The 21,107-nt window shown below is 62.4% G+C and carries 21 protein-coding genes and 1 tRNA gene; 8 read left to right on the top strand and 14 right to left on the bottom strand.

Features of this window, described 5'->3' with window-relative positions:
- Positions 1 to 20 precede the first annotated feature (20 nt).
- From D906_RS24310 to D906_RS24270, 9 genes are all read right to left on the bottom strand, one after another.
- Positions 21 to 491, bottom strand: coding sequence for an OsmC family protein (locus tag D906_RS24310; RefSeq protein WP_027615757.1), 471 nt, complete (start codon positions 489 to 491; stop codon positions 21 to 23).
- A gap of 204 nt (positions 492 to 695) precedes the next feature.
- On the bottom strand, positions 696 to 1,796 hold the full coding sequence (gene ychF, locus D906_RS24305; protein WP_016713314.1) for a redox-regulated ATPase YchF: 1,101 nt from the start codon (positions 1,794 to 1,796) through the stop codon (positions 696 to 698).
- Between the two features lie 24 nt (positions 1,797 to 1,820).
- Positions 1,821 to 2,405, bottom strand: coding sequence for an aminoacyl-tRNA hydrolase (pth, locus tag D906_RS24300; protein ID WP_012270476.1), 585 nt, complete (start codon positions 2,403 to 2,405; stop codon positions 1,821 to 1,823).
- A 79-nt stretch (positions 2,406 to 2,484) separates the two neighbouring features.
- Complete coding sequence (locus tag D906_RS24295) at positions 2,485 to 3,078, bottom strand: 50S ribosomal protein L25/general stress protein Ctc (RefSeq protein WP_016713313.1); 594 nt, start codon at positions 3,076 to 3,078, stop codon at positions 2,485 to 2,487.
- Between the two features lie 118 nt (positions 3,079 to 3,196).
- Complete coding sequence (locus D906_RS24290; RefSeq protein ID WP_003247410.1) at positions 3,197 to 4,138, bottom strand: ribose-phosphate pyrophosphokinase; 942 nt, start codon at positions 4,136 to 4,138, stop codon at positions 3,197 to 3,199.
- 48 nt (positions 4,139 to 4,186) lie between these two features.
- Positions 4,187 to 4,261 (bottom strand) — tRNA-Gln (locus D906_RS24285).
- A 20-nt stretch (positions 4,262 to 4,281) separates the two neighbouring features.
- Positions 4,282 to 5,139 (bottom strand): 4-(cytidine 5'-diphospho)-2-C-methyl-D-erythritol kinase, encoded by an 858-nt coding sequence (gene ispE / locus D906_RS24280; protein WP_019098860.1) that lies wholly within the window; start codon positions 5,137 to 5,139, stop codon positions 4,282 to 4,284.
- 4 nt (positions 5,140 to 5,143) lie between these two features.
- Entirely contained in the window at positions 5,144 to 5,761 is a 618-nt protein-coding gene (gene lolB, locus D906_RS24275; RefSeq protein ID WP_019098859.1) for a lipoprotein insertase outer membrane protein LolB, read from the bottom strand.
- 4 nt (positions 5,762 to 5,765) lie between these two features.
- Positions 5,766 to 7,487: a tetratricopeptide repeat protein gene (locus tag D906_RS24270; RefSeq protein WP_019098858.1), complete on the bottom strand. Its 1,722-nt coding sequence runs from the start codon at positions 7,485 to 7,487 to the stop codon at positions 5,766 to 5,768.
- 1,014 nt (positions 7,488 to 8,501) lie between these two features.
- Between D906_RS24270 and hemA the strand changes: the two genes are divergently transcribed.
- The 6 genes from hemA (at position 8,502) to D906_RS24235 (ending at position 13,852) form a co-directional block, all read left to right on the top strand.
- Positions 8,502 to 9,779, top strand: coding sequence for a glutamyl-tRNA reductase (gene hemA, locus D906_RS24260; protein ID WP_019099810.1), 1,278 nt, complete (start codon positions 8,502 to 8,504; stop codon positions 9,777 to 9,779).
- Positions 9,776 to 10,858, top strand: coding sequence for a peptide chain release factor 1 (gene prfA / locus D906_RS24255; protein WP_016713307.1), 1,083 nt, complete (start codon positions 9,776 to 9,778; stop codon positions 10,856 to 10,858). The genes hemA and prfA overlap by 4 nt, the downstream gene beginning before the upstream one ends.
- Entirely contained in the window at positions 10,858 to 11,688 is an 831-nt protein-coding gene (gene prmC, locus D906_RS24250; RefSeq protein ID WP_019099809.1) for a peptide chain release factor N(5)-glutamine methyltransferase, read from the top strand. Before prfA ends, prmC begins: the two co-directional genes overlap by 1 nt.
- Positions 11,682 to 12,437, top strand: coding sequence for a molybdopterin-synthase adenylyltransferase MoeB (locus D906_RS24245; RefSeq protein ID WP_016713305.1), 756 nt, complete (start codon positions 11,682 to 11,684; stop codon positions 12,435 to 12,437). Before prmC ends, D906_RS24245 begins: the two co-directional genes overlap by 7 nt.
- Positions 12,430 to 13,227: a glutamate racemase gene (gene murI, locus D906_RS24240; RefSeq protein ID WP_019099808.1), complete on the top strand. Its 798-nt coding sequence runs from the start codon at positions 12,430 to 12,432 to the stop codon at positions 13,225 to 13,227. Before D906_RS24245 ends, murI begins: the two co-directional genes overlap by 8 nt.
- Before the next feature lie 106 nt (positions 13,228 to 13,333).
- Complete coding sequence (locus D906_RS24235; RefSeq protein WP_025754819.1) at positions 13,334 to 13,852, top strand: acyloxyacyl hydrolase; 519 nt, start codon at positions 13,334 to 13,336, stop codon at positions 13,850 to 13,852.
- Between the two features lie 16 nt (positions 13,853 to 13,868).
- Here D906_RS24235 and D906_RS24230 read toward each other — a convergent pair whose 3' ends face one another.
- The 5 genes from D906_RS24230 to D906_RS24210 form a co-directional block, all read right to left on the bottom strand.
- Positions 13,869 to 14,570 carry an SDR family oxidoreductase gene (locus D906_RS24230; RefSeq protein ID WP_019099806.1) on the bottom strand — a complete coding sequence of 234 codons (702 nt, stop codon included), beginning with the start codon at positions 14,568 to 14,570 and terminating at the stop codon, positions 13,869 to 13,871.
- A 13-nt stretch (positions 14,571 to 14,583) separates the two neighbouring features.
- Positions 14,584 to 16,011 (bottom strand): deoxyribodipyrimidine photo-lyase, encoded by a 1,428-nt coding sequence (gene phrB / locus D906_RS24225; protein WP_027615756.1) that lies wholly within the window; start codon positions 16,009 to 16,011, stop codon positions 14,584 to 14,586.
- A complete protein-coding gene (locus D906_RS24220; protein ID WP_019099804.1) occupies positions 16,002 to 16,901 on the bottom strand; it encodes a MerR family transcriptional regulator in 900 nt (299 codons plus the stop codon). Before D906_RS24220 ends, phrB begins: the two co-directional genes overlap by 10 nt.
- Positions 16,891 to 17,859, bottom strand: coding sequence for a DUF523 and DUF1722 domain-containing protein (locus D906_RS24215; RefSeq protein ID WP_019099803.1), 969 nt, complete (start codon positions 17,857 to 17,859; stop codon positions 16,891 to 16,893). The genes D906_RS24220 and D906_RS24215 overlap by 11 nt, the downstream gene beginning before the upstream one ends.
- A gap of 100 nt (positions 17,860 to 17,959) precedes the next feature.
- Entirely contained in the window at positions 17,960 to 18,946 is a 987-nt protein-coding gene (locus D906_RS24210) for an NAD(P)/FAD-dependent oxidoreductase (protein ID WP_016713298.1), read from the bottom strand.
- Between the two features lie 187 nt (positions 18,947 to 19,133).
- Here D906_RS24210 and D906_RS24205 point away from each other — a divergent pair, with 187 nt between their 5' ends.
- A complete protein-coding gene (locus tag D906_RS24205) occupies positions 19,134 to 20,039 on the top strand; it encodes a TIGR01777 family oxidoreductase (protein WP_019099802.1) in 906 nt (301 codons plus the stop codon).
- 13 nt (positions 20,040 to 20,052) lie between these two features.
- The gene (hemH, locus tag D906_RS24200) at positions 20,053 to 21,066 is read left to right on the top strand and encodes a ferrochelatase (protein WP_016713296.1); all 1,014 of its coding nucleotides are present in this window, start codon (positions 20,053 to 20,055) and stop codon (positions 21,064 to 21,066) included.
- Positions 21,067 to 21,107: the final 41 nt, after the last annotated feature.

Raw genomic sequence — 21,107 nt, 5'->3', positions numbered from 1 at the left:
CCCCTTCAATCTCAATCCATCTATGCAGTCGTCACCACTGGCGCGCATTCAACCGGGAAGTTCACCGAGTTGGCAATAAAGCACTCATGGTGCGCATCCTCATGCAAACGCAAGGCAAGCTCCCGGTCCGAGCTTGCACTGATGGTCACGTGCGGGCGCAATAGCACTTGAGTGAAGCGACCCTTCGCCTGTGTATCGCCCTCCACCATGCGCCCCAGTGGTTTGTCGACGTACTCCAGCACATTTACACCATTCACCGCACACAGGTGCAGGTACCAGAGCTTGTGGCAGGCCGACAGCGATGCTACCAGCATGTCTTCCGGGTTCCAGCGCTGTGGGTCACCGCGAAAGGCGGGGTCTGCCGATCCGGCCAAGGCAGCCTTGCCGGGGGCCTCAACGTTGAAGTCGCGTGCATAGGCGGTATAGCTGGAAGTACCGTCACCCTTGTTGCCGGTCCAGGTCACTTGCACTTCGTACTGGTGTTCTTTCATCTGTCCTCCTTGAACCCATGAGCCCATCGCGGGCAACGCCGACTATAGCGCTTCCTGTACTGTCGATGGCGGGCAGGGCCTCCAGCACCTCAATGCCCGCCTGCACATGACCGAGGACCTGAGCCTGGTGCTGGGGGGGCCGGGCAAAACAAAACCCCTTGAAGCGTAAGCCTCAAGGGGTTTGTGGTTACAGCAGGCTACCGCTTAGACGTTGAAGCGGAAGTGCATCACGTCGCCGTCTTTGACGATGTAATCCTTGCCTTCCAAACGCCATTTACCGGCTTCCTTGGCACCGCTCTCACCCTTGAACTGGATGAAGTCGTCATAGGCCACCACTTCAGCGCGGATGAAGCCTTTTTCGAAGTCGGTGTGGATCACGCCAGCGGCTTGTGGTGCGGTGGCACCCACGCGTACGGTCCAGGCACGTACTTCCTGCACGCCGGCAGTGAAGTAGGTTTGCAGGTTCAGCAGCTCGTAACCGGCGCGGATCACACGGTTCAGGCCAGGCTCTTCCAGGCCCAGGGCCTCGAGGAACATGTCCTTCTCTTCACCGTCGTCCAGCTCGGCGATTTCCGCTTCGATCTTGTTGCACACCGGCACCACCACCGCGCCTTCTTCCTCGGCAATGGCCTTGACCACGTCCAGGTGCGGGTTGTTGTCGAAACCGTCTTCCGCCACGTTGGCGATGTACATCACCGGCTTGCTGGTCAGCAGGTGGAAGCCGCGGATGACCGCCTTGTCTTCGGCGCTCATGTTCTTCATCAGGCTGCGCGCTGGCTTGCCTTCGGTGAAGTGCGGGATCAACTGCTCCAGGATAGCCTTCTGCGCCAGGGCTTCCTTGTCGCCGCCCTTGGCGTTGCGGGCAACCTTCTGCAGTTGCTTCTCGCAGCTGTCGAGGTCGGCGAAGATCAGTTCGAGGTCGATGATCTCGATGTCACGCTTGGGGTCGACGCTGTTGGAAACGTGGATCACGTTTTCGTCTTCGAAGCAGCGCACCACGTGGGCAATGGCGTCGGTCTCGCGGATGTTGGCGAGGAACTTGTTGCCCAGGCCTTCGCCTTTCGACGCACCCGCCACCAGGCCGGCGATGTCGACGAATTCCATGGTGGTGGGCAGGATGCGGTTTGGCTTGACGATTTCAGCCAGCGCATTCAGGCGCGCATCGGGCATCGGCACGATGCCGCTGTTTGGCTCGATGGTGCAGAAAGGGAAGTTCTCCGCCGCGATGCCAGACTTGGTCAGGGCGTTGAACAGGGTGGACTTGCCGACGTTGGGCAGGCCGACGATGCCGCAATTGAAACCCATGGGTATTCCCCTCTCTAAAGGAAATCAGGCCTTCTGGCTGTGCAGCTCGCGCATCGCCTTGGCGAAGTCGCCGGCAAGCACGTCCGGCAGCACGCCGAGGGCAAAATCGATGCTGGCGTCGAGCTTCTCCTGCTCGGCGCGCGGCGCGCGGCCCAGGACGAAGTTGGAGACCAGTTTGGCGTCGCCCGGGTGGCCGATGCCAAGCCGCAGGCGGTGGAAGTCGTTCTGGTTGCCGAGCTGCGCGATGATGTCGCGCAGGCCGTTATGCCCACCATGGCCGCCGCCGCGCTTGAGCTTGGCAACGCCCGGAGGCAGGTCGAGTTCGTCGTGTGCCACCAGGATCGCTTCCGGCTTGATGCGGAAGAAATTGGCCAAGGCCGCCACGGACTGGCCGCTACGGTTCATGTAGGTGGTGGGGATCAACAAACGAACGTCGTTGCCCTGATGGCTGAACTTAGCCGTCAGGCCGAAATATTTCTTGTCAGCGGTCAGCGAAACACGCTGTGCGCTGGCAATGCGTTCAACGAAAAGAGCCCCTGCGTTATGCCGGGTCTGTTCGTATTCGGGGCCGGGGTTACCCAGGCCGACGATCAACTGGATGGCGGTCACGTCAGGGGCTCTTCCTTGGAGTTGGTGGGTTACAGGGCGCGCGGCACTGTAACCCGATCAACGCCGGCGTGCGAGTAGATTACTCGGCAGCGCCTTCTGCTTCTGGAGCAACGCGTGGAGCGTGAACGTTGGCAACAGCTTTGTCATCACCGTGGGCCAGAGCAACGAACTCTACGCCTTTCGGAGCTTTCAGATCCGACAGGTGGATGATGGTGCCGACTTCGGCGTTGGCCAGGTCAACTTCGATGAACTCAGGCAGGTCTTTGGCTTCGCAGGAAACTTCGATCTCGGAAACAACGTGGGAGATCTCGCCGCCTTTCTTGACCGGTGCTTCTTCGTTGATGAAGTGCACTGGAACAACAGCTGTCAGTTTCTGGCCAGCAACAACGCGAACGAAGTCGGCGTGCATGATGAACTGCTTGGCTGGGTGGCGCTGCATGGCCTTGATGATGACGTTTTGCTTAACGCCGTCAACGTTCAGCTCGATAACGTGGCTGAAGGCAGCTTCGTTTTCGAACAGCTTGGTGATTTCCTTGGCCAGGATGGTCAGGGATTGAGCTTCTTTATCGCCACCGTAGACAACGGCTGGGATGCTCAGCGAGTGACGCAGGCGGCGGCTCGCACCTTTCCCCAGGTCAGTACGCGCTTGGGCGTTCAGGATGAAATCAGTCATTTTACTTCTCCAAAATAGCCCCCCGAGGGCGTTTGCGACCAGCGCCAACGGGGATGGCAAAAAAGCCCCGCCCCAACACATGTTGGGGCGGGGCGCTTCATATCAACACGCGTTCCGCTTAGCGGAACATCGCGCTGATCGATTCTTCGTTGCTGATGCGGCGTACCGCTTCAGCGACAACCGGTGCGATATCCAGCTGGCGGATACGGTCACAGGCTTGAGCAGCGGCGGACAGCGGAACGGTGTTGGTCACCACCAGCTCGTCCAGTACCGACTTCTCGATGTTCTCGATCGCGCGGCCCGACAGGACAGGGTGCGTGCAGTAGGCGTAAACCTTGGCAGCGCCGTGTTCTTTCAGGGCTTTGGCCGCGTGGCACAGGGTGCCGGCGGTGTCGACCATGTCGTCTACCAGGATGCAGGTGCGCCCTTCGACGTCGCCGATGATGTGCATAACCTCGGAGTGGTTAGCCTTTTCACGGCGTTTGTCGATGATACCCAGGTCGACACCCAGGGACTTGGCGACTGCACGTGCACGCACGACACCACCGATGTCCGGGGAGACGATCATCAGGTTCTCGAAACGCTGGTCTTCGATGTCGTCGACCAGTACGGGCGAGCCGTAGATGTTGTCGACCGGGATATCGAAGAAGCCTTGGATCTGGTCAGCGTGCAGGTCGACGGTGAGAACACGGTCGATACCCACGACAGTGAGCATGTCAGCGACGACTTTGGCGCTGATGGCTACACGTGCCGAACGCGGACGGCGGTCCTGGCGGGCATATCCGAAGTAAGGAATCACGGCGGTGATTCGGGATGCTGAGGAGCGGCGGAAGGCATCGGCCATCACTACCAGTTCCATCAGGTTATCGTTGGTCGGGGCACAGGTCGGCTGAATAATGAAAACGTCTTTACCGCGAACATTTTCATTGATCTCAGTGCTGATCTCACCGTCGGAGAATTTACCGACAGAGACGTCACCGAGAGGGATATGCAGCTGACGTACGACACGCCGAGCCAGATCGGGGTTAGCGTTCCCCGTAAAGACCATCATCTTGGACACGCGCAGTACCTGAAGGCTGAGGGTATACCTGGATGAGTATAAGGAAAATGGCAGGGGCGGCTGGATTCGAACCAACGCATGGCAGGATCAAAACCTGCTGCCTTACCGCTTGGCGACGCCCCTGTATCTGTTGCTGCGAACGCTTATGCGCTCGGCTTCTTGACCAGACTTTGCAGCTTGCGATGCAACATCGAAACATTGCTTCCTTTCGCCACAAACCCTGTTTGGGTCGCTGAAAGAAGGGCCAGAACTTTATCAGCTTCGGCTTTGCTTGGGAAGGCCCCAAACACACAACTTCCAGTGCCGGTTAGTCGAGCCTCAGTGAATTTCCCCAGTGAATTCAATGCATTGCGAACTTCTGGGTAATTCTGCTCTACCACCGGTTGGCAGTCATTTCGACTGTTTCCCTTGGGAACGGGGCGCATCTTAAGGGGGAGTGAATCACGTGTCAACTGTGGATGCGAAAAAATTTCTACTGTGCTGACAGACACTTGCGGCACCAGCACGACATACCAAGGTTCTTCCGGGTCTACCGGGGTGAGCTGTTCGCCCACGCCCTGGGCGAACGCCGCATGGCCGCGCACGAATACCGGTACGTCGGCGCCCAGGCTCAGGCCCAGTGCGGCCAGGCGGTCTTCGTCCCAGTCCAGCTGCCAGAGGTGGGCCAGGGCCAGCAGGGTGGTGGCGGCATCCGAGCTGCCACCACCGATGCCGCCACCCATGGGCAGCACTTTGGTCAGCCAGATGTCGGCGCCGAGCGTGGTGCCGGATTGCTCCTGCAACTTGCGGGCGGCGCGCACGATCAGGTTGCTGTCGTGCGGTACGGCTTCAATCTCGGTGTGCAGGCGGATCACGCCATCGTCACGCAGGGCGAAACTCAGTTCGTCGCCATGGTCGAGAAACTGGAACACGGTTTCCAGCTCGTGGTAACCATCTGGGCGGCGGCCGATGATGTGCAGCCACAAGTTGAGCTTGGCCGGGGCGGGCAGGGTGAGTTGCATGTGATCAGTGCCCCAGCTGGCGTGGCTGCCAGTCCTTGACCACCAGGGTCACGTCCAGGTCCTTGCCGTGCAGTTTCAGGCGCTCGGGCAGCCAGTAACCGTTCTGCTCGGTGTAGCTCAGGTACTGCACCTGCCAGCCGTCCTGGTCGAGGCTGGCCAGACGGCTGTCACCGTCCAGGGTCAGCTTGCTCTTGCTGTCGGGGGCGGGCAGGCCGCGTACCCACCAGACCAGGTGGGACACCGGCAGTTGCCAGCCAAGCTGCTCTTCCAGCAAAGCTTCGGGACTCGTGGCCTCGTAACGGCCCTGGTTGGCCACTTCCAGTACCACACCACCCGGGCGGCCGGTCAGGCGTGCGGCACCACGGCCCAGCGGGCCGGCAAGGCGAATGTCGTAGTAGTCCTGGCGCTGCAGCCAGAACAGCGTGCCGCTGCCGGAGTCGCGCGGGGCGCGGATGCCGACCTTGCCGTTGATCTGCCAGCCATCGAGGCTGCTCAGTTGTTCTTTATGGGCGCGCCACTGTTGTGGGTTGCCGTGGCCCTGCAGGGCCTCGCGGCTACCGAAACCGGCACAACCGGCCAGCAGGGCGATCAGGGTGAAGGAGATGCAATGGCGCAGGAACATGGCGTTAAAGGGTCTCGGATCCGGTCAGGCGCAGGAGGGTCTTGCGCAGGATGGGGCTGTCGGCCTGGGCTTCGAAGCCTTTGGCCCACACCTGGCGGGCTTCGCGGCGCTTGCCGTTGGCCCACAGCACTTCACCCAGGTGGGCGGCCACTTCATGGTCGGGGAAGTTGGCAAAGGCCTGACGCAGGTAGGTTTCGGCCTCGTCGAGGTTGCCCAGGCGATAGTTGACCCAACCCAGGCTGTCGAGCACTGCCGGGTCGTCCGGGGTCAACTGGTGGGCTTTGTCGATCAGCGCCTTGGCTTCGCTGTAGCGGGTAGTGCGGTCGGCCAGGGTGTAACCCAGGGCGTTCAGGGCCATGGCATTTTCTGGCTCGCGGGTGATGATGGCGCGCAGGTCTTTTTCCATCTGTGCCAGATCGTCGCTTTTTTCGGCCAGCATGGCGCGGGTGTACAGCAGGTTGAGGTCGTCTGGGTACCGTTGGATGGCTTGTTGAAGCACCTGGTTGGCCTGGGCGTCCTTGTTGTTGTTGCTGTAGCTTTCCGACTCGATCAGGTACAGCTGGATGGCGAGGTCCGGCTGGGCTTCGCGGGCTTCGGCGAGCAGGCGCGAAGCGTCGGTGCCTCGGCCGTTGGCAATCAGGATATCGGCCTGGCGCAGTTGCGCGGGCAGGTAATCGGGGCCAGGGCCGACCAGCGCGTATTCGCGCAGAGCGCCTGCGGGATCGTGGCGCTCTTCCCGGATGCGGCCCAGGTTCAGGTGCGCGGCGTCGACATTGCTGTCACGCTCGATCAGTTCCTGCAGGTAGCCTTCGGCTTCATCCCAGTCTTTGTTCTCCAGGCACACCAGCGCCAGGGAGTAACGAAGTTCGTCATCGTCAGGGTACTGCTGGACCAGGCTGAGGAACTCGCCCTTGGCATCGGCGATGCGGTCTTGCTCGACCAGGGTGCGGGCGTAGGTCAGGCGCAGGCGCTTGTCATCCGGGTTGTCGCGGATAGCGCTGCGCAGCAGTGGCAGGGCTTCCGGGCCACGGTCCAGAGTCTGCAGCAATCGGGCGCGCAGTAGGATCGGGGCGATTTCGCCGTTCTGCGCCGGGTGCGACTCAAGCAGCTCCAGTGCCTCTTCGGCCTTGCCGTCCTGATTCAGCAGTAGCGCTTTGCCGAACACCAGCTGGCCGTTGTTCGGGTATTTCACCAGCAGGCGCTCGAAGCTTTGCAGCAGGCCATCGCGGGTGCTCTGGTCGGTTTCGGCGGCAGACAGGGCGAGGAAGTCGAAGTGGGTGTCGCCTTGGCCCTGCAGCACCTTTTCCATATAGGCCATGGCGTCGTCATAGCGGCCGGCGCGGGCCAGCTGGATGGCGGCGGCGCGTTGGGCGTCGAGGTTTTGCGGGTCGTTGCGGGCCCAGACCAGGGCGTTTTCCAGCGATGGCTCGTCGGCGCCGAGGTACTCGGCGATGCGATAGGCACGTTCGGAAACCCCAGGGTCCTGGGTTTTGGCGGCCTGGTCGGTGTAATTGGCCAGGGCGATGTCGAAGCGGTTGCGCTGGCCGGCCAGCTCTGCGACCAGCAGGCTATAGAGTGTGTCCTGCTTGAACGAGCCATACACCACGGGCTTTTGGGCCTCGCTCTTTGCGGCCTCGGCGACGGGAGGCTCGGCCTTTTGCGGGGCCAGGCTCTGGCAGCCCTGAAGCAGGGCGAAGGCAAGCAGCAATGCGTATGGTTTGTTCATAGAAGGCTTTAGAAGGACTCACCGGCGGTCGGAGCATGATGACACAAGCGCGGTGGCAAACCCACCTGCGAAGGTATGAAGCTGCGCTTCGCTTATGCAGACCGCGCAGCGCCTGCGTGGTTCGCCGCAGAGCCTGCCAACACGATCCAGTGCTCTTGCTCTTGCTTCAGCTTTTGCTTCTAAGCGCGCGATAGTTCAGGCGCTGCAGATTGCGACTTCAGGAGGCCGAGCGGAGGGATTGCGGAGGGAGGTGACGGGCATGGATGCCCGTCAAGCGCTGAGGCCCCATGGATGGGGCCTGCAGCGCGTACTCCCGGGAGCAAGCCCGTAGCGAGGGAACCCCGGAGCGCAGCGTAGGGGCCGGATGATGGGAGCGGACGGTTTTTGGTTCCTTTTTGCCACGACAAAAAGGGACCCGCCGTAAGGGCGGAAAGGTGACTGAGCGCCACCTTCGAGAATGAATGTTTACTGTGTTGTTGATGCCCACGCCTAAAAGCGAAAAGCGAAAAGCGAAAAGCGAAAAGCGAAAAGCGAAAAGCTTAAGCGATGGTTTTTATATAGCGATAAGTCCGTATGCGGTGGCGACGCATACTCACCTTTTCGCCCTTACGGCGAGTCACTTTTTGCCAAACGCGGCAAAAAGTAACCAAAAAACGCTGCGCTCCCATCATCCGGCCCCTACGCTGCGCTCCGGGGTTCCCTCACTCCGGCCTTGCTCCCGGGAGGACCGCGCTGCAGGCCCCATCCTGGGGCCCAGCGCTTGACGGGCATCCATGCCCGTCACCTCACTCCGCAAGGCCTGCGTTCGGCCTCCTGAAGTCGCGAAGATCAAGATCAAGATCAAAAGCCAGATCAAAAGCCAGATCAAAAGCGGGGGAGGGGTGAAATTACCGCTGATGCTGGCCTGGACGCGGCGATAGCCGCAGCGCTATCAGCGCAATAGCGAACGGTGGTTGTCCAAAAACCTGCGAAAGAGGACAATTATCGGCTTCCCGTCACAACCAGCGACCTTGCATGGCCTTTCTTGCACTTGGTATCAACCATAAGACTGCCTCGGTAGACGTACGCGAGCGCGTGGCGTTTACCCCAGAGCAGCTGGTAGACGCCCTGCAGCAGCTCTGCCGACTGACATCCAGCCGCGAAGCGGCGATCCTGTCGACCTGCAACCGCAGCGAGCTGTATATAGAGCAGGACCACCTGTCCGCCGACGCCGTGTTGCAATGGCTGGCCGACTATCACCGCCTCAGCCTCGACGAGCTGCGCGCCAGCGCCTACGTGCACGAAGAGCACGATGCCGTGAGGCATATGATGCGCGTGGCCTCGGGCCTGGACTCGCTGGTACTCGGTGAGCCGCAGATTCTCGGCCAGATGAAGTCGGCCTACGCCGTGGCGCGTGAAGCAGGTACCGTCGGCCCGCTGCTCGGGCGCCTGTTCCAGGCCACCTTCAGCGCCGCCAAGCAGGTGCGTACCGACACTGCAATCGGCGAAAACCCGGTTTCGGTGGCGTTTGCCGCGGTCAGCCTGGCCAAACAGATCTTCGCCGACCTGGGTCGCAGCCAGGCCTTGCTGATCGGTGCCGGCGAAACCATCACCCTGGTCGCCCGCCACCTGCACGAGCAGGGCGTACGTCGTATCGTCGTGGCCAACCGCACCCTGGAGCGCGCCAGCACGCTGGCCGAGCAGTTCGGTGCGCATGCCGTGCTGCTGGCCGACATCCCCCAGGAGCTGGCCAACAGCGACATCGTCATCAGTTCCACCGCCAGCCAGTTGCCGATCCTGGGCAAAGGCGCGGTCGAGAGTGCGCTCAAGCAGCGCCGGCACAAGCCGATCTTCATGGTCGACATCGCCGTGCCGCGCGACATCGAAACTGAAGTCGGCGAACTGGACGATGTCTACCTGTACACTGTCGATGACCTGCACGATGTGGTGGCGGAAAACCTCAAGAGCCGCCAGGGCGCGGCCCAGGCCGCCGAAGAGCTGGTGTCGGTGGGCGCCGAAGACTTCATGCTGCGCCTGCGTGAACTGGCTGCGGTGGATGTGCTCAAGGCCTATCGCCAGCAAAGCGAGCGCCTGCGCGACGAAGAACTGCAAAAAGCCCAGCGCCTGCTGGCGAACGGCGGCAACCCCGAAGACGTGCTGGCCCAACTGGCCCGGGGCCTGACCAACAAACTCCTGCATGCGCCCAGCGTGCAGTTGAAAAAGCTCTCGGCCGAGGGCCGCCTCGATGCGCTGGCCATGGCCCAGGAACTCTTTGCCCTCAACGAGGGCTCCACGGACAAATCCCCGCAATGAAAGCGTCGCTGCTGAATAAACTGGAAATCCTCCAGGACCGCTTCGAAGAACTCACCGCCCTGCTCGGTGACGCCGAAGTCATTTCCGACCAGACACGCTTTCGCGCGTATTCCCGTGAGTACGCCGAGGTGGAGCCGGTCTACGCTGCTTATAAAGAGTGGCGCAAAGTGCAGGACGACCTCGAAGGCGCCCAGGCGCTGCTCAAGGACAGTGACCCGGACCTGCGCGAAATGGCCGTGGAAGAAGTGCGTGAAGCCAAGGAGCAACTGTTGACGCTGGAGGCGCAGCTGCAACGCATGCTGCTGCCCAAAGACCCTAACGATGGTCGCAACGTGTTCCTCGAAATCCGCGCCGGCACCGGTGGCGACGAGGCGGCGATCTTCTCTGGCGACTTGTTCCGCATGTACTCGCGCTACGCCGAAAAGCGCGGCTGGCGCCTGGAAATTCTGTCCGAGAACGAAGGCGAGCACGGCGGCTACAAGGAAATCATCGCCCGTGTCGAGGGTGAGAACGTTTACGGCAAGCTCAAGTTCGAGTCGGGCGCTCACCGCGTCCAGCGCGTACCCGAGACCGAATCCCAGGGCCGTGTGCACACCTCCGCATGCACGGTGGCGGTGCTACCCGAGCCGGACGAACAGGCCGCCATCGAAATCAACCCGGCCGACCTGCGCGTGGACACCTACCGTGCCTCCGGCGCCGGTGGCCAGCACGTGAACAAGACCGACTCGGCCATCCGCATCACTCACTTGCCTACCGGCATCGTGGTCGAATGCCAGGAAGAGCGTTCGCAGCACAAGAACCGGGCTCGCGCCATGTCCTGGCTGTCGGCCAAGCTCAACGACATGCAGACCAGCGCAGCACAGAATGCCATCGCCAGCGAACGCAAGCTGCTGGTGGGCTCTGGCGACCGCTCCGAGCGCATCCGCACGTACAATTATCCACAGGGCCGGGTGACCGACCACCGCATCAACCTGACCCTGTATTCGCTGGACGACATCCTCAGTGGTGGCGTAGAGGCGGTGATCGAACCGCTACTGGCCGAATACCAGGCCGATCAACTGGCCGCCCTGGGGGACTGATGACCATCATCGCCAGCCTGCTGCGCAACGCGCAGTTGCCCGAATCGCCCACCGAACGGCTGGATGCCGAATTGCTGCTGGCGGCTGCCATCGGCAAGTCGCGTAGTTACTTGCACACCTGGCCCGAGCGTATCGTCAGCAGCGAAGATGCCGAGACTTACGCGGGTTACCTGCAGCGCCGCCGTGGCGGCGAGCCGGTGGCTTACATTCTCGGGCAGCAGGGCTTCTGGACAATCGACCTGGAAGTGGCGCCGCATACCCTGATCCCGCGGCCAGACACCGAGCTGTTGGTCGAGACGGCCCTCGAACTGCAACCCGCCTCGCCAGCCAAGGTGCTGGACCTGGGCACCGGTACGGGCGCGATTGCCCTGGCCTTGGCCAGTGATCGCCCGGCCTGGCAGGTGACTGCGGTTGACCGGGTAGAGGAAGCCGCTGCCCTGGCTGAGCGCAACCGCCAGCGCCTGGGCCTGGCTAATGCCCAGGTGCGGGTAAGCCACTGGTTCGACAGCCTGGTCGGCGAGCGTTTTGACCTGATTGTCAGTAACCCGCCTTACATCGCAGCTGCAGATCCTCACCTGGTGGCCGGTGACGTGCGCTTCGAGCCCAGCAGTGCGCTGGTCGCTGGCGTCGATGGCCTGGACGACCTGCGCGTGATTGCTGCCCAGGCCCCTGCGCACCTGTTGCCGGGGGGCTGGTTGTTGCTGGAGCATGGCTACGATCAGGCAGCAGCGGTACGCGCCTTGCTGGCGGAACACGGTTTTATCGAGGTTGCCAGCCGCACGGACCTGGGCGGCCATGAACGCATTACCCTGGGGCGCCTGCCATGCTGAGTGATGAGGAACTGTTGCGTTACAGCCGGCAGGTACTGCTGGCCCAGATCGACATCGATGGCCAGTTGCGGCTCAAGCAGAGCAAGGCGCTGATCGTCGGGCTCGGTGGCCTTGGCTCGCCAGTTGCCCTGTACCTGGCCGCCGCCGGGGTGGGTGAGCTGCACCTGGCCGACTTCGACACCGTCGACCTCACCAACCTGCAACGCCAGGTCATCCACGACAGTGCCAGTGTCGGCATGAGCAAGGTCGACTCGGCCTTGCAGCGCCTGGAGGCGATCAACCCGGAAATCAGCCTGGTTGCCCACCGCCAAGCACTGGACGAGGACTCGCTCGCTGCCGCCGTGGCGGCGGTCGACCTGGTACTGGATTGCTCCGACAACTTCGGTACCCGCGAGGCGGTAAACGCCGCGTGTGTCGCGGCTGGCAAGCCACTGGTCAGCGGCGCGGCGATCCGCCTGGAAGGGCAGTTGTCGGTGTTCGACCCGCGACGTGACTACAGCCCTTGCTACCACTGCCTGTACGGGCATGGCAGCGAAGCCGAGCTGACGTGCAGCGAAGCCGGTGTGATCGGCCCACTGGTGGGGCTGGTAGGCAGCTTGCAGGCGCTGGAAGCGATGAAGCTGCTGGCCGGGTTCGGCGAGCCGCTGGTCGGCCGCCTGCTGTTGATCGATGCTCTCGGCACGCGCATCCGCGAATTGCGGGTCAAGCGCGACCCGGCCTGTGCAGTCTGCGGCAAGCGCGATGGCTGAGCGTTCGGCGCCAATCGGCGTAATGGACTCCGGGGTTGGCGGCTTGTCGGTGCTCGCCGAGATCCAGCGGCTGCTGCCCAACGAGACGCTGCTGTACGTGGGCGATTGCGGCCACATACCCTACGGCGAGAAGTCGCCAGATTATATCCGTGAGCGTCTCCGGCGCATTGCTGCGTTCTTCCATGAACAGGGCGCCAAGGCCATGGTACTGGCCTGCAATACCGCCACGGTGGCGGCGGTGGCCGACCTGCGCGAGCTGTACCCGACCTGGCCGCTGGTGGGCATGGAGCCGGCGGTGAAGCCCGCTGCCGCCGCCACGCGCTCGGGCGTGGTCGGTGTGCTGGCCACCACCGGTACCCTGCAAAGCGCCAAGTTCGCCGCCTTGCTCGACCGTTTTGCCAATGACGTACAGGTCATCACCCAACCTTGCCCGGGGTTGGTCGAGTTGATCGAGGCCGGCGACCTGGCCAGCCCGGCAGTGCGCCAGTTGTTGCAAGGTTATGTACAGCCGTTGCTGGCCGCTGGCTGCGACACGCTGATCCTGGGCTGCACCCATTACCCCTTCCTGCGCCCGTTGCTGGCCGGCATGGTGCCTGCCGATGTGGCCATCATCGACACCGGCGCCGCGGTGGCGCGCCAGTTGCAGCGGCTGCTGGGCGCGAATGACCTGCTGGCCGATGGGCCGGCCCGGGATACCCGCTTCTGGACCAGCGCCGACCCGCAAACCCTCAGAAATATCCTACCGATGCTGTGGCATGAGTCTGGCGATGTGCAAAGCTTTGCGTTGTGAAAAAAACGTGAAAATTAGCTGAACTATCGTTCCACTGCCGCGCTCTACCGCTTTGCCTGAGATGAGGCAGGCTTTAATAACAGCATCAGGAAGAAGGATGTTTCTCATGAAGAAACTGCTCGGCTTGGCGGCGGCTGCCGCTTTTACTCTGGGGCAAGCACTATCGGCGCAGGCAGCCGATGTTTCCTTTTCGGTAGGTCAGACCGGTGACTCGACAATGGTCTACCGGCTTGGACTGCAATCAAACTGGGATGCCAGTTGGTGGCAGACCAGCGTTGGCCGCCTGACCGGCTATTGGGATGGGGCCTACACCTATTGGGATGGCGATGAGACGGCGAGCAACCACAGCCTTTCGTTCGCGCCAGTGTTCGTTTATGAGTTTGCCGGGGCGTCGGTCAAGCCCTACATCGAAGCCGGGATCGGTGTGGCAGCGTTTTCCAGCACCGAGCTGGAAAGCAACGAGCTGGGCTCGGCATTCCAGTTCGAAGACCGCATCGGCTTTGGCTTGCGCTTTGCTGGCGGGCATGAGATCGGCGTGCGGGCCATTCACTACTCCAACGCGGGTATCAAAGAGCCCAACGATGGAGTAGAGAGCTACAGCCTGCATTACCGCATGGCGCTGTAGCCGGCACGTTAGCCGTCTAGCTACGTGGCAGCGGCCATAGACTGCTCAGATCAAGTGTTTCCAGCACCAGCTCTGGCTCTCTCTGTGGCCACCGCCGCAGCAGTTCTTCAGCCGCACGCCGCGGCGTCCATTCCTCCGGTATGGCTTGCGCCGGCGTCACGGGTGTCTTCAGCGATTGGGGGCTGACCACCGTAACGTCTATCCCTTGGCCTTTCAGCGTCTTGCGCTGTTCACGCATCCATTGCGGCATATTGTTCCAGCCAGCGCTCACCTGGGTTGGTGCATACAGCTGCAGCGCCGAATAGCGGTTGAAAACGGCCATCACCTGCGGTGATTCACCTTTCAACAGCAAAGGCAGCGCATTGGCAAGGCTATGTTCACCCGCCAGCTGGTTGCTGGTGACAATTGCCTCGAACAAGTCGCCATCGGCCACATCTCCCGCCAGGTAGTCACTTGTCCCGGCGTTGATGACCAGACCATCCAGCGAGCACCAGGCATGGCATATCTGCTGGCACGCATCGGCCGCTTGCCCATCGGCATGCAACTGCCAGGGCAGGCGCAAGAAGCGCCGCCCATGCTGTGCCGCCAAGGCGTTCAATTCATCGCTTTCCTTAGCACTGGCGGCAACGCAATGGCCCTGTTCGAGCAAGCGTTCCACCAAAGCCAGACCTAATCCGTTGCTGGCGCCTGTAACCCAAAAACTGCGTGAGTCAGTCAAGACGTTGTGCCCTCTAATTCTGCCGACGTGGTAGCCCCTTGAAGGCTTCCAGTGCACGCTGGCGACTGCTGCTGAGATTCACCATGGGACAGTGATACAAATTATTATCAAAAAGATCTCGGTGTTTCACGGGCTCATGGATGGTTTTATCGTCGAGGTCACGTAATTCCGGCAGCCAGTGCCGAATGAACCGCCCCTGTGGGTCGAAACGTTGCGACTGCGAAATCGGGTTGAAGATGCGGAAATAGGGCACTGCATCGGTGCCGGTAGACGCGCTCCACTGCCAGCCGCCGTTGTTCGCGGCCAGGTCACCGTCTATCAGGTGGCGCATGAAGTAGCGCTCGCCCTTGCGCCAGTCGATCAGCAGGTTCTTGCTGAGGAACATGGCCACCACCATGCGCAGGCGGTTATGCATCCACCCAGTATGCAACAACTGGCGCATGGCGGCGTCGATGATCGGGAAACCCGTACGGCCCTGTTCCCAGGCTTCCAGATCTGCCGGTGCATCGCGCCAAGGCAACGCTTCGGTTTGCGCGCGGAAGGCGCGGTGGCGAGAGACCTGTGGGAAACCGGTCAGGATGTGCTTGTAGAACTCGCGCCACAGCAGCTCGTTGATCCAGGTTTGCACGCCGGCGCTGCCGCTGTCGAACTCGCCCCGGTTGCTGGCCAGGGCACCGTGCAGGCACTGGCGCGGCGAGATCACCCCCGCGGCCAGGTAGGCCGAAAGCTGGCTGGTGCCGGGTTTGGCTGGCAGGTCACGCAGTTGCTGGTAGTCATCAATGGTTTCATCGAGAAAGCGAGACAATCGCCCCTGCGCTTCGGCCTCACCCGCTGGCCAATGTGCTTGCAGGGCGCGCTCGGGCTTTTCAAAACCCTCCACATGCTGCGGAATCGGGTCGCTCTGGATCTGCAGGGGCGCTTGCTGTTTAACCCGGTGAGCCATGGCTGGCAGGCTGCGGTGCAGGTGCTCCAGACAGGTTTTTTTGAACTGGCTGAAAACCTGGAAGTAGTCGCCGCTGCGAGTGAGGACCGTGCCCGGGCGGAAGAACAGCTGGTCGAGGTGGCTGTGTGCCTGAATGCCCGACTTTTCCAGCAGGGCTCGGGTGGCATCGTCACGGCGCTGTTCGTTGATGCCGTACTCTTCATTCCAGTGAACGCTTGCCACCCGATGCTGGCGGCATACCTCAAGCACGGCCTGTGGTGCCTGATCCCAAGTGTCGATGCTGCGGATCAACAGGGGGATATTCAGGCCTTCCAGCGACTGGCGCACGTCGCGCAGGTTGCGCAGCCAGAAGTCGACTTTGCAGGCAGCGTCGTCGTGGGCCAGCCACTGGGCGGGGCTGACAAGCCACAGGGCGATGGTCGGGCCGTGTTCACTGGCGGCGCTGAGCGCAGTGTTGTCATTGATGCGCAGGTCACTGCGCAGCCAGGTCAAATGCATGGTGCAGGCGTCTCTTCAGGCTGGCGGTCATGGGCTTGGAGCAAGCGTAAAGCCGCTTGAGGGGTGTCGAACAGGGCGAGGTCTGGCAACTCGAGGGCACGCAGCTGCGCTTCATGCAGTACCAGCGTCGCACCGCCGGCCAAGGTTTTCACGGGCAGGTTGTGCAGGGTGCGTTGCAGTGCTTTGCCATCAACGCGTGGCCCCAGGTGCAGAAGCACGGCACGCGGGGCAAGCGTGCTTACGGCACGTTGCAGGTGCGGGCCGGTGACCGGGTGCTCCAGCACTTCTACCGGGAAACCGTTGCTGGTGAACAACCAGGCGCATAGCCATAAACCGGGGCTGAAAGCACGTTCACCGTCTTCCACCAGCAATACGGCCGGGCCCTGCAGCAACTGGTTGTCGTGGTACACGCGGGCGCCGAGCTTGCTGCGTAGCCAACTGTGGAAAAACACCTGCTCCAGTTGCGCGTTGAAGTAATTGCGCCAGCGCAGGTCGAGCAGGTCGAGCAGTGGCAGCAGCAATTGTTCGCACAGGGTAACGGCGGGGTACAGCGCCATTGCCTGGTTGAGTTGGTGGTCAAGGGCGCGCTGTGACAGGTTGGCGATAGCCTCGATCAGCTGGAGCTGCCGGGCCTGCCAGTCGCCTTTGGGCGCAGTGCTGGAGGGTTTGTCGAGCAGCTCGCGGACCTGCCCGACCGAGGCCCCCCGCTGCAGCCAGGCAAGGATGGCTTCGACCCGTTCGACCTGTTCCAGCGGGTACAGGCGGTGCCCTTTCGCGGTGCGCTGTGGCTTGAGCAGGCCATATCGGCGTTCCCAGGCGCGCAGGGTGACCGGGTTGACGCCGGTGCGACGGGCCAGCTCACCGATGGGCAACAAGGTTTCAGACGGCATTGCGCAGGCCCAGGTTTTCGGGGTGCGGCTGCAGGTACGCTTGCTGCTGCAGGTAGGGGTCAGGGTGGTTGCGTAAATGGTGCTTGAGCAGGGTCAGTGGCACCACCAGCGGTACCACGCCTTTTTGATACTGGCCGATGACCGTCTGCAGTTCGGCTTTGTCCTGTTGTGTCAGGCTGTCTTTGAAATAGCCGCAGAGATGCTGCAGCACGTTGCTGTGGGTTCCGCGGCTGGCGCAGCGACGCAGGGCCTGCATCAGTTGGCTGAAGTAGCGCGGGCCGATGTTTTGCGGGTCGTCATCGCGGCTCATGCTACCCAGCAGGCGCCCGAGGGTGCGGTAGGCCTGGGGGTTGTTGGCCATCACCAGGTATTTGTAACGCGAATGGAAGCGCACCAGCGCGCCACGGCTAAGGCCTTCGGCCAGCAGGCGCTGCCAGTCGGCGTAGGCATACACGCGGCTGATGAAGTTCTCTCGCAGCACGGCGTCGTGCAGGCGGCCTTCTTCTTCCACGGGTAGGTCCGGGCGTTTCACACAGAACGCCTGGGCGTAGACGCCGCGTCCTCGCTGGAGGGCCGGGTGGCCGTTGTCCTGGTAGACCTTGACCCGTTCCAACCCGCAAGACGGTGATTTCTGCATGAAGATGTAGCCGCAAATGTCGTCGAGCTCGTCGGCCATTTGTTCGCCGTACGTGCGCAGCGGGCCGGTCAGGTCCATGCCGGGGTTACGGGTGCCGACCACTTCGGGATGTTCGGGGTTGCCTACCAGGCGGATAGGGTCACGCGGAACGCCAAGGCCGATGGCCACTTCCGGGCACACCGGCTGCCAGTCGAAATGTTGTTCCAGCTGCGTCAGGCACAGGTCGGAGGCCTTGTGGCCGCCGTTATAGCGCACGCTTTGGCCCGTCAGGCAGGCGCTGATGGCGATACGCGGCTTGCTGTGGGTGAAAGGGTCGTGCATGGCTGTCTCCAGTAAACCTGTACATGACAAAAAACTTGTACAGGTTTATTCCAGCACAGCCCTGAAGTTATGCAAACCATTATTTTTGTATAGCGCTACATCATTCCAGGTGTTCGAGCAGTCGCCGTGCCGCTTCCTGGCCGCTGAGCCAGGCGCCCTCGACGCGCCCGGAAAGGCACCAGTCGCCGCACGCGTACAAGCCTTGGTCGGCATCGGCCAGCGCGCCCCATTCGTGGTTGCTGCTGGGGCGCGCATAGAGCCAGCGGTGGGCCAGGGCGAAGGTAGGTGCGGGCACCACGCAGCCGACCAGCTCGGCGAACTCGCCCCACAACTGTTCGATCACTTCTTCCTTGGGCAGGTCGAGGTGTTGCCGGCTCCAGTCAGACGTGGCGTGCAGCACCCAGGTGTCGAGTTGTTCGTCACGGCCGGGTTTGCTGCGGTTGCGGGCCAGCCAGTCGAGCGGGTTGTCTTGCACGAAACAGCCTTGCATCGGCGTATCCAGCGGCGCCTGGAAGGCGAGGGCGACGGCCCAGGTGGGCTCCATCTGCACACCAGCGGCCACGGCAGCCAGTTTTGGGGTGGCAGCCAGCAGCGGCGTGGCCTGCGGTGCCGGTACCGCGATCACCACGCGGCTGTAGGGGCCATGGCTGCAGCCTTCGGTGTCCTGCAGGTGCCAGTACTGTTTGCCGCGGAACACCTCGGTGATGCGACAGCCGAAGTTCACCGTCACATCCTTGAGCAAGCCACGGGTGATGGCGCTCATGCGGGGCACGCCCACCCAGCGCGTCTGCTCGTCGGGAGAGGGGGTGAGTTCGCCGTCACGGTAGTTGTACAGCTGCGGCTTCCACTGCTCGGCCCAGCCAGCGGCGACCCACTGTTGTACCTGCTCGACGAAACGCCGGTCACGGGCGGTGAAATACTGCGCGCCGAGGTCGAGTGCGCCGGCTTCGCTGCGCTTGCTTGCCATGCGACCGCCACTGCCGTGGCCTTTGTCGAACAAATGCACGGATTGCCCCGCCTTCTGCAAGGCCTGGGCAGCTGACAAGCCGGCGATACCGGCCCCGATGATGGCGATAGGTACTGTCATGATGGCCTCTTCAAACCTTGCTGTAAGCAGACTACGCTGTCAGGCAAACCTGTACAATCCAGAATTTCTGTATAAGGTTATTCCGCTTTGGCGGGCAGGTTGGCCTATGTTTATCCGAGAGCGTCGGGTCAAAAAAGTGCCTTGATGTTAAAAATAGACCACCGCCGCATTCTGCGAGGACACAGCCATGCATATATTGCTGACAGGCGGTACCGGGTTGATAGGCAGGCACCTCTGCCAGCACTGGCTTGGCCAAGGCCATCGCCTGACGGTGTGGAGCCGGCGCCCTGAGCAAGTGCCGAAAATGTGTGGCACTGGTGTACGTGGCATTGCCCGTCTGGAGCAACTGGAAGCGGACGATCACCTGGATGCGGTGATCAACCTCGCCGGCGCGCCGATTGCGGACCGGCCTTGGACGGCGGCCCGGCGTAACCTGCTGTGGGCCAGCCGCGTTACCCTGACCGAGCAGTTGCTGAGCTGGCTGGGTACCCGCGAGCAGCGACCAGACGTGCTGATCTCCGGCTCTGCGGTTGGCTGGTACGGTGATGGTGGTGAGCGCGAGCTGACCGAGTCATCACCGCCGGTGCGCGAAGATTTTGCCAGCCAGTTATGCATTGCCTGGGAGGAAACGGCCCTGCGTTCCCAGGCACAGGGCATCCGCGTGGTGCTGGTGCGAACCGGGCTGGTGCTGGCCAGCGATGGCGGCTTTTTGTCGCGGCTGCGCCTGCCCTTCAAGCTGGGGCTGGGCGGGCCTTTGGGCGATGGTCGGCAGTGGATGCCGTGGGTCCATATAGACGACCAGGTCGCCCTGATTGATTTTCTTTTGCGGCACAAGGATGCCAGCGGTCCCTATAATGCCTGCGCCCCGGAGCCGGTGCGCAACCGCGAGTTCGCCAGGTGTCTGGGGCGCACCTTGCATCGGCCGGCGTTGCTGCCGGTGCCGGCGCTGCTGCTCAAGGCTGGCCTGGGTGAGCTGTCGACCTTGCTGCTGGGTGGCCAGCGGGCACGCCCGGTACGCTTGTTGGCGGCTGGCTTCACCTTCCGCTTCAACGATCTGCAATCGGCCCTGGACAACTTGTCCAGCCGCCTCTGACATAGGATGCTGCATGACCGATCACGCCCTGCTGCTGGTCAACCTGGGTTCCCCGGCCTCCACCTCGGTGGCCGATGTACGCCGTTACCTCAACCAGTTCCTCATGGATCCGTACGTGATCGACCTGCCCTGGCCGGTGCGGCGGCTACTGGTGTCGCTGATCCTGATCAAGCGCCCGGAGCAGTCGGCGCATGCCTATGGCTCGATCTGGTGGGAGGAGGGCTCGCCGCTGGTGGTGCTGACCCGTCGTCTGCAGGCTGCCATGGTCGAACACTGGCCCCACGGCCCGGTGGAAATTGCCATGCGCTATGGCCAGCCTGCCCTACCAGACGTGCTGGAGCGCCTGGCGGCCCAGGGTGTACGCAAGGTGACCTTGGCACCGCTTTATCCACAGTTCGCCGACAGTACGGTGACCACTGTGGTCGAGCTGGCCAGGCAGACGGTCAACGAACGTCGGTTGCCGTTGCAGATGCGTGTGCTGCAACCGTTCTACGAGCATCCGGACTATATCGAGGCGCTGGCCGCCAGCGCGCGTCCGTACCTGGAGCAGGATTACGACCACCTGTTGCTGAGCTTCCACGGCTTGCCGGAGCGGCACCTGAAGAAGCTGGACCCGACCGGCAAACACGATTTCCAGGCAGCCGACTGCTGCAAGGATGCCAGCGCCGAGATGCGTGCGGTGTGCTACCGCGGGCAGTGCCTGGCCACGGCCAAGGCCTTTGCGCAGAAGATGGGCATACCGGATGGCAAATGGTCGGTGTCGTTCCAGTCGCGGCTGGGGCGGGCCAAGTGGATCGAGCCCTATACCGAGGCGCGGCTGGATGAGCTGGGCAAGGCAGGGGTGAAGAAATTGTTGGTGATGTGCCCGGCGTTCGTGGCCGATTGCATCGAGACGCTGGAAGAGATCGGCATGCGTGGGAGCGAGCAGTTTGTCGAGGCCGGCGGGCGGGAGCTGGTGCTGGTGCCGTGCCTGAATGATCACCCTGAGTGGGTAAGGGTGTTGGCGGGGATGTGCGAAAAAGCCTGATCCGATGGTTGCCTGAACCGGCCTCTTCGCGGGCAACCCCG

The sequence above is a fragment of the Pseudomonas sp. LAIL14HWK12:I1 genome, assembly GCF_003202095.1.
Classification (GTDB): Bacteria; Pseudomonadota; Gammaproteobacteria; order Pseudomonadales; family Pseudomonadaceae; genus Aquipseudomonas; species Aquipseudomonas monteilii.
Note: the sequence above shows the minus strand (reverse complement) of the source record. Positions and strands in the feature narration are given on the sequence as shown.

Coding starts and splice junctions, on each gene's coding strand:
- D906_RS24310 (WP_027615757.1), bottom strand. CDS start 491: ATGAAAGAACACCAGTACGAAGTGCAAGTGACCTGGACCGGCAACAAG.
- ychF (WP_016713314.1), bottom strand. CDS start 1,796: ATGGGTTTCAATTGCGGCATCGTCGGCCTGCCCAACGTCGGCAAGTCC.
- D906_RS24295 (WP_016713313.1), bottom strand. CDS start 3,078: ATGACTGATTTCATCCTGAACGCCCAAGCGCGTACTGACCTGGGGAAA.
- ispE (WP_019098860.1), bottom strand. CDS start 5,139: ATGCAACTCACCCTGCCCGCCCCGGCCAAGCTCAACTTGTGGCTGCAC.
- lolB (WP_019098859.1), bottom strand. CDS start 5,761: ATGTTCCTGCGCCATTGCATCTCCTTCACCCTGATCGCCCTGCTGGCC.
- D906_RS24270 (WP_019098858.1), bottom strand. CDS start 7,487: ATGAACAAACCATACGCATTGCTGCTTGCCTTCGCCCTGCTTCAGGGC.
- hemA (WP_019099810.1), top strand. CDS start 8,502: ATGGCCTTTCTTGCACTTGGTATCAACCATAAGACTGCCTCGGTAGAC.
- prfA (WP_016713307.1), top strand. CDS start 9,776: ATGAAAGCGTCGCTGCTGAATAAACTGGAAATCCTCCAGGACCGCTTC.
- prmC (WP_019099809.1), top strand. CDS start 10,858: ATGACCATCATCGCCAGCCTGCTGCGCAACGCGCAGTTGCCCGAATCG.
- D906_RS24245 (WP_016713305.1), top strand. CDS start 11,682: ATGCTGAGTGATGAGGAACTGTTGCGTTACAGCCGGCAGGTACTGCTG.
- murI (WP_019099808.1), top strand. CDS start 12,430: ATGGCTGAGCGTTCGGCGCCAATCGGCGTAATGGACTCCGGGGTTGGC.
- D906_RS24235 (WP_025754819.1), top strand. CDS start 13,334: ATGAAGAAACTGCTCGGCTTGGCGGCGGCTGCCGCTTTTACTCTGGGG.
- phrB (WP_027615756.1), bottom strand. CDS start 16,011: ATGCATTTGACCTGGCTGCGCAGTGACCTGCGCATCAATGACAACACT.
- D906_RS24220 (WP_019099804.1), bottom strand. CDS start 16,901: ATGCCGTCTGAAACCTTGTTGCCCATCGGTGAGCTGGCCCGTCGCACC.
- D906_RS24215 (WP_019099803.1), bottom strand. CDS start 17,859: ATGCACGACCCTTTCACCCACAGCAAGCCGCGTATCGCCATCAGCGCC.
- D906_RS24210 (WP_016713298.1), bottom strand. CDS start 18,946: ATGACAGTACCTATCGCCATCATCGGGGCCGGTATCGCCGGCTTGTCA.
- D906_RS24205 (WP_019099802.1), top strand. CDS start 19,134: ATGCATATATTGCTGACAGGCGGTACCGGGTTGATAGGCAGGCACCTC.
- hemH (WP_016713296.1), top strand. CDS start 20,053: ATGACCGATCACGCCCTGCTGCTGGTCAACCTGGGTTCCCCGGCCTCC.